The organism is Rhodococcus sp. 06-1460-1B, from assembly GCF_002258475.1.
Taxonomy (GTDB): domain Bacteria; phylum Actinomycetota; class Actinomycetes; order Mycobacteriales; family Mycobacteriaceae; genus Rhodococcoides; species Rhodococcoides fascians.
In genome coordinates, this window is sequence record NZ_NOYS01000041.1 from 46,411 (window position 1) to 59,238 (window position 12,828).

10 protein-coding genes and 1 pseudogene are annotated in these 12,828 nt (G+C 64.3%); 6 read left to right on the plus strand and 5 right to left on the minus strand.

The window, feature by feature from the left end; all coding sequences use genetic code 11:
• Window positions 1-14 precede the first annotated feature (14 nt).
• Entirely contained in the window at window positions 15-1,499 is a 1,485-nt protein-coding gene (araA, locus tag CH268_RS23130) for an L-arabinose isomerase (protein WP_027496160.1), read from the plus strand.
• Between the two features lie 18 nt (window positions 1,500-1,517).
• On the opposite strand, the gene CH268_RS23135 is transcribed toward araA, so the two are convergent.
• From CH268_RS23135 to CH268_RS23150, 4 genes are all read right to left on the minus strand, one after another.
• A complete protein-coding gene (locus CH268_RS23135; RefSeq protein ID WP_052068625.1) occupies window positions 1,518-2,456 on the minus strand; it encodes a TAXI family TRAP transporter solute-binding subunit in 939 nt (312 codons plus the stop codon).
• Between the two features lie 25 nt (window positions 2,457-2,481).
• On the minus strand, window positions 2,482-3,846 hold the full coding sequence (locus CH268_RS23140; RefSeq protein ID WP_032372988.1) for an MFS transporter: 1,365 nt from the start codon (window positions 3,844-3,846) through the stop codon (window positions 2,482-2,484).
• 123 nt (window positions 3,847-3,969) lie between these two features.
• Window positions 3,970-5,385: a sensor histidine kinase gene (locus CH268_RS23145; RefSeq protein WP_255182485.1), complete on the minus strand. Its 1,416-nt coding sequence runs from the start codon at window positions 5,383-5,385 to the stop codon at window positions 3,970-3,972.
• Between the two features lies 1 nt (window position 5,386).
• Window positions 5,387-6,046 carry a response regulator transcription factor gene (locus tag CH268_RS23150; protein WP_032385566.1) on the minus strand — a complete coding sequence of 220 codons (660 nt, stop codon included), beginning with the start codon at window positions 6,044-6,046 and terminating at the stop codon, window positions 5,387-5,389.
• Window positions 6,047-6,180: 134 nt separating this feature from the next.
• Between CH268_RS23150 and CH268_RS23155 the strand changes: the two genes are divergently transcribed.
• The 4 genes and pseudogenes from CH268_RS23155 to CH268_RS23170 all read left to right on the plus strand — a co-directional run bounded on the left by CH268_RS23155 (window position 6,181) and on the right by CH268_RS23170 (window position 11,385).
• Window positions 6,181-8,781, plus strand: coding sequence for an AMP-binding protein (locus tag CH268_RS23155; RefSeq protein WP_094666194.1), 2,601 nt, complete (start codon window positions 6,181-6,183; stop codon window positions 8,779-8,781).
• 101 nt (window positions 8,782-8,882) lie between these two features.
• Window positions 8,883-9,170, plus strand: coding sequence for a hypothetical protein (locus tag CH268_RS23160; protein WP_032408129.1), 288 nt, complete (start codon window positions 8,883-8,885; stop codon window positions 9,168-9,170).
• Between the two features lie 69 nt (window positions 9,171-9,239).
• Window positions 9,240-10,619 (plus strand): annotated as a pseudogene (locus tag CH268_RS23165) (LLM class flavin-dependent oxidoreductase); the annotation flags it as partial.
• Between the two features lie 496 nt (window positions 10,620-11,115).
• Window positions 11,116-11,385 carry a hypothetical protein gene (locus tag CH268_RS23170; protein WP_094666017.1) on the plus strand — a complete coding sequence of 90 codons (270 nt, stop codon included), beginning with the start codon at window positions 11,116-11,118 and terminating at the stop codon, window positions 11,383-11,385.
• Here the strand turns inward: CH268_RS23170 and CH268_RS23175 are convergent.
• On the minus strand, window positions 11,375-11,941 hold the full coding sequence (locus tag CH268_RS23175) for a TetR/AcrR family transcriptional regulator (RefSeq protein WP_032372992.1): 567 nt from the start codon (window positions 11,939-11,941) through the stop codon (window positions 11,375-11,377). The genes CH268_RS23170 and CH268_RS23175 overlap by 11 nt on opposite strands.
• 79 nt (window positions 11,942-12,020) lie before the next feature.
• Here CH268_RS23175 and CH268_RS23180 point away from each other — a divergent pair, with 79 nt between their 5' ends.
• On the plus strand, window positions 12,021-12,815 hold the full coding sequence (locus CH268_RS23180) for an SDR family NAD(P)-dependent oxidoreductase (protein WP_032393382.1): 795 nt from the start codon (window positions 12,021-12,023) through the stop codon (window positions 12,813-12,815).
• Window positions 12,816-12,828: the final 13 nt, after the last annotated feature.

Consider the following 12,828-nt stretch of genomic DNA (forward strand, 5'->3'; position numbering starts at 1 on the left):
AAGGTACATTCTCCATGTCCGAAGTATGGTTTCTCACCGGCAGTCAAGGCCTCTACGGTCCCGAGACGCTCGAGCAGGTGGCAGTCCAATCACGGGAGATCGCAGACAAACTCGACGGCGCACTGCCGGTATCCGTCGTCTGGAAGCCGGTGCTGCTCGACGCGTCCGCGATCCTGCGGTGCATGCGGGAGGCCAACGCCGCCGAGGACTGCATCGGCGTCGTCACCTGGATGCACACTTTCTCGCCGGCCAAGATGTGGATCGCAGGCCTGGACGCGCTCGATGTTCCACTGCTGCACCTGCACACGCAGGCCGGAATGTCGTTGCCCTGGTCCACGATCGACATGGAGTTCATGAATCTGAACCAGGCTGCGCACGGTGATCGCGAGTTCGGGCACATCGAGTCCAGGGTCGGCGTACTGCGCACCACCATCGCGGGCCACGTCGACAATCCGTCGGTACGGACGCGGGCGGAACAGTGGGCGCGCGCGGCACTCGGCCGGGCCGAATTGCGTTCGCTGAAACTGGCCCGCTTCGGCGACAACATGCGCGACGTCGCAGTGACCGAAGGCGACAAGGTGGAGGCACAGCTGCGCTTCGGCGTCTCCGTGAACACCTACGGCGTCAATGATCTCGTGGACGTTGTCGACAGCGTCAGCGAGTCGGCCGTCTCGGAACTAGTCGACGAGTATCGGTCGCTCTACGACCTCTCACCGAGCCTCGACAAGGACGGGGATCGTCACGACTCCCTCCGCTACGGCGCACGCGTCGAAGCGGGAATGCGGCAGTTCCTCACCGACGGCGGGTTCAAGGCGTTCACCACCAATTTCGAGGACCTCGGCGGCCTGCGTCAGTTGCCAGGATTGGCGGTGCAGCGACTGATGGCCGACGGTTACGGCTTCGGCGGCGAGGGCGACTGGAAGACGTCGATGTTGTTGCGCGGCATGAAGGTCATGGCCGAGGGACTGGAGGGCGGTACGTCCTTCATGGAGGACTACACCTACCACCTCGTCCCCGGTGAGGAGAAGATCCTCGGTGCACACATGCTGGAGGTGTGCCCGTCCATCACGACGTCTCGTCCGACACTGGAAATTCATCCACTCTCGATCGGCGGCCGCGAGGATCCGGTGCGGCTGCGATTCACGGCCGATCCGGGGCATGGCGTCGTCGTCGGACTGTCCGACGTCGGTGAGCGATTCCGATTGACGGCCAACGTGATCGACGTGGTCGAGCCCGACGAGGCGCTGCCGAAACTACCCGTGGCATGCGCAGTGTGGGAACCGCAGCCCTCACTGTCGGTGTCGGCCGAATCGTGGTTGACCGCAGGCGCACCCCACCACACGGTGTTGAGTACCGCCATCGGTCTGCCTGTGCTGGAGGCATTCTCGGACATGATCGGTGTCGAGCTGCTCGCCATCGATTCCGGCACCACGACGCGTGGGTTTCAGCAGACTCTCCGATGGAACGCGGCGTACCACCGACTCGCAGCGAGGTTGTGAGCTGGTAGTGCCCGCCGTCTAACCGTGTCGAGCGCGGTATTCCTCTTCGGCCCCCGGGTGCAGAGGAATACCGCCTGTCATGACCAGTGAGCGTGCGTCGAGAAATTGGCTGCCGATCGCTTGCCCGGGGACCAGGGCCGACGATCGGTCGAGCAGAACGCTCACCAGTGCGGCGACAACTCGGTTCGGCACATCGGGGTGGGCCAACAGCAGATTCGGAATTCCGACGGTCGTCACCTCCGGGTGCGAGCCGTACACGTTCGCCGGAACCGGGACCGCCTCGTACGCGGTGCCGAACGCCCGACGCAGGTTCGGAACGAGACTGCCCAATTCGAGCAAGCGGATCTCGCTACTCGGGTCGGCGAAAGCCGGGGTCGGCAATCCACCCGCCCACATCACCGCGTCGATCTCGTTGTCGGACAACGCGGTCGCAGCCGCCTTCATCGACAATTGAACTTCACGAACTGCATCCGGTCCCGAGACGCCGGCCGCGTCGAGGATCCGATGCGAGAGAACCGTCGCCCCCGATCCGGGCGCGCCGGTACTCACTCGTCGTCCCCGTAGATCACTCGCTGCGAGGATGGTCGAGTCCGCCCGCACAGCGACCTGGAAGTAGTTCTCGTAGACGCATCCGACCGCAGCCAGGTCGGTACTCGGGTGGCTGTATGCGGCGTCGATCAGTGTCATCGCCAGTTCGGCACGACCGGAGATCAACGCGTCGAGGTTGTCGAGAGAACCGGATGTCGTGAGCGGCACGACCTCGACCTCCGACAGTCCGGCAGCCGCGTCGGACAGCAAGCCGGAGAACTCCCAGAAGAAGCCGCCCACCTCGCCCGCCGCCAGGCGCAGTTGCATCGGCGGGTCCGTGGCGCAGGCTCCCATGGCCACTGCGGTCAGCGACACGACACCGGCCCGCAGAGCTGTTCTTCGAGAGAACAACGCAGCGGGCCGGAGCATGTCACTCACTGTAAGTCGTCACAGGTCACGCGAAGGCCTTGCCCTGCTCCCTGTCGAGGACGGTCTCGGTCTTGTTCCGCAGCACGAAGATGTACACCAGGAGCGAGATGCCGATGACGACGGTCACGTACAGGATGAACCACCCGACGTGCCCACCGTTCTTCGCGGCCTGGTAGATCAACGGAGCGGTACCACCGAACGCGGAGTTCGCCAGCGCGTACCCGAGGCCGACTCCCAAGGCGCGAATGTGCGAGGGGAACAATTCGGCTTTGACGATCGCGTTGATCGAGGTGTAGCCGGTGAGGATGACGTAGCCGACGCAGACCAGCGCCAAGGACTGCACCACCGACGTCGCCGACGGCAGATACGTGATGAGCACGTAGGTGTAGAGCACGCCGCCGACGCCGAAGAAGACCAGCAGAGGCTTACGTCCCACCTTGTCGCTGATCAAACCGCCGATGGGCTGCAGCAACATCAGGAAGATCAGCCCGAACAGGTTGATCCAGGTCCCGGTCATTCCGCGGTCCTCGTACGCTGCCTTGATCATCGAGGGTGCATTGACGCTGTAGGTGTAGAACGCGATGGTGCCACCGGCGGTCACCATGAAACAGATCAGCAGAGCGCGCCAGTGCTTTCCGACCAATTCCTTGAGAGATCCGGACGCCTGATCAGCACCGCTACGAACTGCCTCGAGCTGATCCTTCGTCAGGGACTCGTCCATGCTGCGGCGCAGCCAGAAGACAACCACTGCGGCGACGCCACCGATGAAGAACGCTATGCGCCAACCGAAGTCCTCGATCTGCTCCCGCTCGAAGAAGACCTGCATGAGCAGCAGCGTGACCTGCGCCAGAACGTGGCCACCGATCAGCGTGACGTACTGGAACGAGGAGAAGAATCCGCGACGCTCACGAGTGGCGGCCTCGGACATGTATGTCGCCGACGCTCCGTACTCACCACCGGTGGCGAAGCCCTGCACCAGACGGCACAGAATCAGAATGACCGCGGCCCATACACCGATGCTCTCCCGGCCGGGGGTGAACGCGATGACCATCGAGCAGGCCGCCATCAGCGAGACGCTGAATGTCAGTGCGGCTCGGCGACCGTTCCGGTCTGCGTAGCGTCCGAAGAACCACGAACCGACCGGACGCATCAGGAACGTGACCGCGAAGATCCCGTAGACGTAGATGGTCGAATTCTTGTCCGCCGAGTCGAAGAACTGATTCTCGAAATACGTCGCGAAGACGGTGTAGACGTACACGTCGTACCACTCGACGAGGTTGCCCGACGACCCACGCAGTGTGTTGTAGACGGCGCGGCGGGTGGCTGCGGGAGACGAGACCGGCGGGTTCGCACGAGACGAACCAGCGGTCGAAGTGGCCTCGTTGGCCATGGGCAGGTCCTTCCACAGATAGCTTGCGGGTGGGTCGCCGAACGCGTGACGGCAACCGAAGTCCTTCTACTGTGACCCCCAGCACAGCCAGAACCAAGCTGTTTCGCGTTTCCTAACACTCCCTTAGGACAAGGACCCGCTCGAGCCGTGACGCGGGAGCAGCATTCGGACGATCAAACCGGACGGTCGATGAGCGTCGACCTCGAGGCGTCCTCCCACTCGTTCGATCAGGGCCGCGACTATTGCCAGGCCGAGCCCCGTTCCGGTCCCGTGAGCACTCGATGCCCGAAAGAACCGGTCCGCGATCATCGGTAATTCGGCAGCGGATACACCTGGGCCGGTGTCGGTGATCGACACCACGACGTGATCGTCGCCGGCTCGGCAGTCGATGTCGACATCCGCTCCCGAACCGGCGTACTTGGTCGCGTTGCTCAGGATCGCGTCGAGCATGCGCACCAGGTCTTCCTCCGGTACCGCAGCAGTGTGATCGGCTCCCGGGTCGGGATCCGCGACATGGACGGTCAGCCCGGCCACTGTCAGTGCGCTCGACCAGAATCGGACTCTGTCGGTGAGCACGAACAGTACGTCGCACGCGGTCTCGCGATGCAGGACCGGCGTCTCGGCAGCAGCGAGAACGAGAAGATCCTCGACGACGGAGTCGAGCCGATCGACCTCCAGTGTCGTTCGCTGGTGCGCTTCGGCGACCGATTCGGGCACCCGCATTCCCAACACGTCCAGTCGAATTCGTAATGCCGCCAACGGGTTACGCAATGCATGGGCGGTGTCGGCCACGAGACGACGCTGCGCAGCGGTCGCGTTCTCCACATCGTCTGCCATCGCGTCGAACGCACGCGAGAGCGCTCGAACCTCGGGCGGACCGACGTGTGCGTCCGACTCGAGACGTGGCGAGTCGTCGAGAGGCCGGCGATCGTGAAAGGCGTCGCCGAACGATTGGACTCGCATCGACAACGACGTCAGTGGACGAACGACCCAGCGCGACAACGCAGCAGCGATCAGCGCCACCGTGGCCAAGATCAGCAGCGCACCGACAGCGATCACCGCCCACCCGATCGCCACATCCCGGCGGGCCGCGTCGGCGGAGGCTGCGATCACCACGGCACCGTCGACCTGCGTTCCCCCACCGATCGGTGCTGCCACCAGTACCGACGACGGCGACCACGGCGTCACACTCGACGGAAGGCCACCGCGTTGATTGCGCAGGGCACCGGCCACCGCCTGTTGAACGTCCGTGCGCGTCGTATCCAGACCCGATGCAGCACGGACCGCTCCGGTGCGGTCGACCACCACGATCCCCTCGCCGTACAGATCGTTGTAGCGCTGCACCGACTCTCGGATTCGAGAATCACCCGACTCGTCCTCCCGGGAGCTCAGTTCCGCGAAGTACGTTGCAGCGGCAGCTCGATTCTCACCGAATCGTTGGGCGCGTTCGCGCCCCAGCAACAATCCCAGCGGAACCGACAGCGCGAGAACGACGACGGCCGAGTAGACCATAAGCACCACGAGAACCCGGCGCCGCACGTCAGCCGTCCCAGCGGTAGCCGAAGCCGCGGATCGTGGCGATGGTCCCGGGTCGGCCGAGCTTGGCACGCAACGTCGTCATGTGCACGTCGAGCGATCGCGAGATCGCCACGTACGCATCGCCCCAGATCGCATCCATCAGCTGTTCGCGGCTCACCGCTTCACCACGCCGAGTCGCCAGGTGCGCAAGCAGGTCGAACTCTTTGGTGGTCAGCCCGATGTCTCGCCCGTCGACTTCGACACTGCGCCCGACGAGATCGACGACCACGTCGCCCAACTCGAGCCGATCCACCGCCGCATCACTCGTTGCGCTCCGTCGCCGCGCTGCCACTTCCAGCCTCGCGTGCAACTCCCCCAACCGAGCGGGCTTGACGACGTAGTCGTCCGCGCCCGCGCGCAGCGCTCGGACCACCGACCGCTCGTCGTCCCGCGCGGTCAGCACCACCACGGGCACCGAACTCAGGGTCCGCAGCTTACGAAGCGCCTCGAGGCCGTCCATGTCGGGCAAGCCGAGATCGAGGAGAACGACACCCATGCCGTGGTACCCGAGCAGCAGGTCGGCACCGCGGCGCATCCGGACAGGGTCGTGCCCCACCTCGGTCAGCGCGTCCACCAACGCGTCGCCGACGCCGTCGTCGTCCTCCACCACCGCTATTCGCATCGCCTCGAGATTAGGCCACGATCGGCCGCCTCGCCCCCGTGGAGCGACCAAGACAATACCGAGCGATGTAAGCACTACAGGACCTCTAGTTAGGTTCGGCATTCCTTATATAGACTCCGTCGGTGCTCAGCGAGATGACGTACCTCGACCGACCCGGTGTGCGCTTCGCGCGCGACCTCGGCCGCTTCGGTGACGAAGCTGCCCTGATCGCGGCACACGAGACGCTTACCTACCGTGACCTCGACGAACGTGTCGAGCGTCGGGTATCGGAACTCGGGACGACGCGTTGTCTCGTGATGATCGCCGGTTCCAACGACATCGACGTGATTGTCACCTATCTGGCGGCGCTGCGGGCCGGGCATCCGGTACTGCTGGCTCCGGGCGACAGTTCCGGCCACTTCGACGGCCTGATCGACGCCTACCGGCCCGATGTGGTGGTACGCACCGTCGACGGCCACAGCGTCATCGAGAAGGATGACCGACAACCTGGGCATCACCTGCACCCCGACCTCGCGTTGCTGCTCAGCACGTCCGGCTCGACCGGTTCGCCCAAGCTCGTCCGACTCTCGCACCGAAACGTGCAGTCCAACGCCGAGTCGATCGCGGAGTATCTCGGCATCCGCGCCACCGACCGAGCGGTGACGACGCTGCCCATGCACTACTGCTACGGGTTATCGGTCGTGCACAGCCACCTTCTACGCGGTGCCGCCTTGATTCTGACCGATTCTTCCGTCACCGATCCCAACTTCTGGAACCTCGTGCGGACTCAGCGCGGAACAACGTTCGCCGGCGTGCCGTACACCTTCGATCTACTCGACCGGATGGGGTTCGAAGGGCTGGATCTGCCCGAGCTGCGCTACATCACGCAGGCCGGTGGCAAGATGCCGCCGGATCGCGTCCGGAAATATGCCGAGCTGGGTCGACGTCGGGGATGGGATCTGTTCGTCATGTACGGGCAGACCGAGGCAACCGCCCGAATGGCCTATCTGCCATCCGATCTCGCCGCCACCCACCCGCACACAATCGGCCGTCCGATTCCCGGAGGTTCCTTCCGCCTGGAGACAGTCGACGACTCCCCTAGTGGGACAGGCGAACTCGTCTACTCCGGGCCGAACGTCATGCTCGGCTACGCAGAGGGTCCCGACGACCTTCGCCTCGGTGACACCCTCGCGGGCGAACTACACACCGGCGACCTCGCGCGGCTCACGGACGACGGGTTCTACGAGGTGGTGGGGCGCCGAAGTCGATTCGCGAAGGTGTTCGGCCTGCGTATCGACCTGCAGCACGTCGAGTCCGCACTCGCACAGCACGGGCTGACGGCGTGCTGCACCGGTGGTGTCGACGAGCTGGTCGTCGTCGTGGAGGGCGGAGAAGTCGACAAGGTCCGCCGCACGGCCGCTCGGACCAGCAGCCTCCCCGACGCCGCGGTCCGAGTGTGCCTCGTCGACGAACTGCCGCGAACGCCCACCGGCAAACCCGATCTGCGAGCGGTCGCGGACATCGCGAACCGGCACGAACTCGACCCTGCGGACGCCGTCTCGACCACCTCTGACGTGAAGGCGCTGTTCGCCGAGATCCTGCACTGCTCGCGGGTGGACGATGACAGTACGTTCGTGAGTTCGGGCGGCGACTCCCTGTCCTACGTCCGTATGTCCCTGCGCCTCGAGGCCATGCTGGGCCATCTCCCGGAGAATTGGCACACCACACCGGTGCGGCAGTTGGATCGTGGCCCGCGCATGCGCCGCGGTTGGCGCCGAGTGGAGACGAACGTCCTGCTGCGCGCCCTGGCGATCGTTCTGATCGTCGGCTCGCACATCCACCTGTTCGCGGTACTCGGCGGAGCACACGTACTGCTCGGAATTGCCGGCTACAACTTCGCCCGCTTTCACCTCGGCGCAGCCGACCGCAACGAGCGCTTGCGGCGTGTATTGCGCAGCGTCGCCCGAATAGCCGTTCCTAGCATGCTCTGGATCGGATCTGTCATCGCCCTCACCGGGGACTATCGAATCACCAGTGCATTTCTGCTCAACGGAATCCTCGGCCCGGACGGGTGGTCTGCGGAATGGCGGTACTGGTTCGTCGAAGCGATCGTGTACATCGTTCTCGCCGTAGCTGCTTTGCTTTTCGTGCCGTTCGTCGATCGTCTCGAGCGCTGTCAACCGTTCTGGTTCCCGATGGGACTCGTGGGCCTGGGTCTCGTCGCCCGCTATGGCCTGATCGACATCGACGACAGCCCCAACCGCATTCTGACCGCGTCGGTGGTCTTCTGGTTGTTCGCCTTGGGTTGGGCTGCGGCGCAAGCGAACACTGTCCGGCAGCAGCTGTGGGTGACGGCGGCCATCGTTGGCACGGTGCCCGGATTCTTCTTCGGTGACACACAACGAGAAGTCATCGTCACTGTCGGCCTGTGCATGTTGGTATGGCTGTCTTCGATTCCATTCCCCATCATGCTGAGCCGGGTGGCAGGAGTGTTGGCGAGCGCCTCGCTCTACATCTACCTGACCCACTTTCAGGTCTACCTGCCACTCCGCGACGACCACCCCGTGCTGGCATTCGTTCTGTCGATCATCGTCGGAATTCTGTACTGGCAGGCGGTCGACCTCGCACTCGCTCTGCACAGACGTGTCAGGAACCGCGCTCGACAGGCCAAGAGGAGCCCCACCGCGACATCGGCCAACTCGAGTCGCCGCTTTCGCACGCTCGGCGACCGCTGGCCAGGCTTCGAATCAGGGTGATTCGAACCGTCGCTGCACGGACTCGGACGGGTTAGCTTCGATGGCGATGCTCGAGCCGTGGTAGACGTCGGTCTGCCCAACAGTGAGGACAGTCGCACCGCATGGCGCTCAACAACGGAACTCTGATCCACCTGGTCGCACGAGAGGGAAAGCAGGACGAGGTCGCCGCGATCCTGGGCGAAGCACTCGGATCGGTGGCGCGGGATCCGCAGACCGCGACGTGGTACGCGTATCGAATCACCAACACCGAGTTCGGAATCTTCGGTTCGTCCGAAAGCAAGGTGCCCCTCGGCCAGGACGGCCATCGGGTGCTCACCCGACTGTCCGACGACCTGCTCGCGCACGCGCCGTCGGTGCAGTCGTTCGACGTGCTCGCCTCCAAGGTCTGATGTCGACCGACCTGCGATGAGCAGCAGGTTCACCCCAGTACTCCGACCCGCTGATCGAAAGAGCCGAACATGAACGCAGGGCCCGACACCGCACGCAAGCAGCTGGTACTGAGCGCTTTCGACATGGCGTGCGTGGTGCACCAGAACCCCGGCATGTGGACCGACGCCGATGACCAGACTCACCGCTACACCGACATCGAGTACTGGGTGGAATTGGCCCAGACGCTGGAAGCGGCGGGTTTCGACATCCTCTTCCTGGCCGACGTCCTGGGGTTCTACGACGTGTACGGCGGCAACCGAGACGCCGCACTGCGTACCGCTGCGCAGGCGCCCGTAGCCGATCCGCTGTTGACGATCTCGGCCATGGCCGCGGCGACGAAGACGCTGAGTTACGGTGCGACGGTCTCGTCCACCTACGAGCTGCCGTACAAGTTCGCCAAGACCATGACGACACTCGACCACCTCACCAAAGGCCGGGTGGCGTGGAACGTCGTGACGTCCTACCAGCAGAGCGCGGCAGTCAATCTCGGCCTGACGCAGCAGATCTCGCACGACGAGCGGTACGAGATCGCCGACGAGTTCATGGAGGTCTGCTACAAGCTGTGGGAGGGCTCGTGGGAAGAGGACGCGGTGGTGCGCGACCGCGCTCGTGGCGTCTACACCGAGCCGTCCAAGGTGCACGACATCGACCATGCCGGTAAGTACTTCACCGTTCCCGGTGCGCATCTGGGCGAACCGTCCCCGCAACGCACGCCGTTCCTGTTCCAGGCCGGGGCGTCGGCCCGGGGGCGCAAGTTCGCCGCCAAGCACGCCGAAGCGGTCTTCCTCGTCGGAGTCAACCCCCACGACGTTCGCCCCATCGTCGACCAGTACCGCATGTTGGCCGCCGAGCAGGGACGCGATCCGCGAAGCCTGAAGATCATCATGATGCTCACCCCCATCGTCGCCGAGACCGACGAGGCCGCGCACGAAAAACTGCTGCAGGTTCAGAAGCACGCCCAGGTCGACGCCGCTCTGGCACTGTGGGGCGGATGGACCGGAGTCGATCTCTCGGGAGCCGACCCCGACAAGCCGTTGGACCAGTTCCGAGGCGACGGCATCCGTGCGTTCAGCGACATGCTCACTCGGGTCGACAGCGAATTGGTATGGACACCGCGCAAACTGGCGGAGTGGCTGTGCGTGGGCGGCATGAGCGCGAGCATCGTGGGCTCACCGAAGACGATCGTCGATCACTTCGAGGAGTGGATCGAGATCGCCGACGTCGACGGCTTCAACATCGCTCGCGTCACCAACTTCGAGACGTTCCGCGACTTCGGTGAATTGATCACCCCCGAACTCCGTCGCCGCGGGTTGATTCCCGACACCAACCGAACCGAGGCCACCTCCCTGCGAGAACTGGTGCTGGGGCAGCCGCGGCTGCGTGACGACCATCCCGGCGCGGCATTTCGGCCCACCGCGACGACCGGTCCCCGGCCGGCCCCGCCGACGACCATTCGCGTCGCACCCCGCAATGTCGGACTCCTGGTCACCCTCACCGCCAAACCCGACACGGCAGACGCCCTGGAAAACTGGCTCACCGAGATGCACGCCCACGCACTCGACGAGCCGGGCACCACAACCTGGTATGCAATCAAGTTGAGCGAGAACACGTTCGCGATCTACGACACGTTCCCCGACGAGGACGGACGCCAAGACCACCTGCACGGCAGCATCGTGAAGTCGCTTCGCGAACGTCAGCAGGAGCTTCTGGCCGAGCCGCCGACCATCCGCCAGGTGGACCTGCTCGCAGTGAAATCCCTGTTGACGGCCTGATCCACGGACGTCAGCGGCTCATCTCACCTACTGTTCTTCGAGGGGGAGCACCGGGTTTCAGGGCCGCGGGTCTGCGGGGCGGCCGAACATAATTCGGTATCGCCCCAGCGCGCTCGTATGCCAGCCTGAAGCGATGGAATGGCAGGCTTTCGAATGCGTCGAGGAGTGGCGTCTTCTGTTCGTCCCGGACTCCGGTCACGGCGCACCCACTCGGATCGTCGACGCGTGCGGTGGCTATTACCCGTTCATTCAGTGGCCGATCCAGGAGAAGCGACTACTCCTGCCGGTGGTGTGCGACGGAACGGCCGTGTGGCGGGACCCGCGGACCGACCTGACTGTTGCCGAGATCGGGCTGCTGACCGACCGACCACGAGATCCGCAGCGCACCGGAGTCATTCGGTAGAGCTGGTACGCGAAACAGGCGGTATGGTCGCGACCAATCGATCGATCACCGAACGGACGACCTCCGGAGCCGGGGCGTGCGTCAGCAATCCCTCCACGACGAACGTGCCGATGCGCAGCATCGCATCGGCTTCGGACCCGGACAGTCCAGCCTTCTCGATATCGGAAGCGAACAACGATTCCGCGAAGTGGTGGAAACCGTTGTGCCAGTGTTCGATTGCTGCCGACTTGGCAACTCGGTCGTGCACCGTCGACACCAGAGGGCCCACCCTCTGCAGTTGCTCCACGAGCCAGACCAAACGGTCGGCCAGGGATCGATCCGCGACGGTCGCATAATCTGCCGCGTCCTCGGCCGCGATAGCGGTCAGCACTGCGACCAGGATGTCGTCCTTGTCGTCGAAGTACCAGTACACGGTGTTCGGGGTTATCCCGACAGCTTTCGCCAGACGGCTGATCGATGCGCGCTCGAAACCGTCGGATACGAACATCTCGCGGGCAGCGGCGACGATGTCGTCGCGCTTGCTCTCCCTGTCGTGCAGTCCGCGATTCTTGGGCATGTCCCGGAGTTTATCTTGAATGCCATTCAAGACACTGCTACCGTTCTTGATGACCGTTCAAGAGATGGAGACGTGGCAGATGTCGAACACCGGACGCACAGCCCTGATCACCGGCGCATCCGCAGGCATCGGCGCGGCCTTCGCCCGTCACCTCGCCGCCGAGGGACACAACCTCGTTCTGGTAGCCCGTCGCGAGGATCGGTTGACTGCACTGGCAGACGAGCTCACCACGCGCCACAGCGTGCGGTGCGACGTGGTGGCCGCCGACCTGGCCGATCGCGACGCTCCCCGCGCGATCATGGAGCGCACGCGAGCCCTGGGGGTGGACATCGACATACTCGTCAACAATGCTGGAATGTCCGGGAATTCGAAGTTCGCCGACGCTTCATTCGAGTCGCTGGCCGCGGAGATCCAGGTGATGATCACGGCGGTGACCGAACTTGCTCACCTCACTGTTCCTGGCATGAAAGAGCGAGGATACGGGCGCATCGTCAACCTCTCGTCGCTGGCGGCCCTGCTTCCCCCCGCGGCCAGTTTGCTGTACACCGGCATCAAGTCCTACGTACTCGACATGTCGCAGTCACTCGACATGGAGCTGCGTCCCCACGGCATTCACGTCACCGCGCTCTGCCCGGGCTTCACGCACAGCGAGTTCCACGACGTCATGGGGACCAGGGAGGCGGCCACGTCCAAACTCCCCTCGATCCTGTGGCAGAACCCCGAGGACGTCGTTCGCGAGGGATGGCGCGCGGTCGAGAACGGCACTCCGGTGTGCGTGCCCGGGTTGGTCAACAAAGCGACTGCTGTTGCAGCCAAACCGATTCCGACACGTATCGGGTACTACCTCGGCAGGACACTCAATCCCTTCAAGTAACGAGTTTCGATCC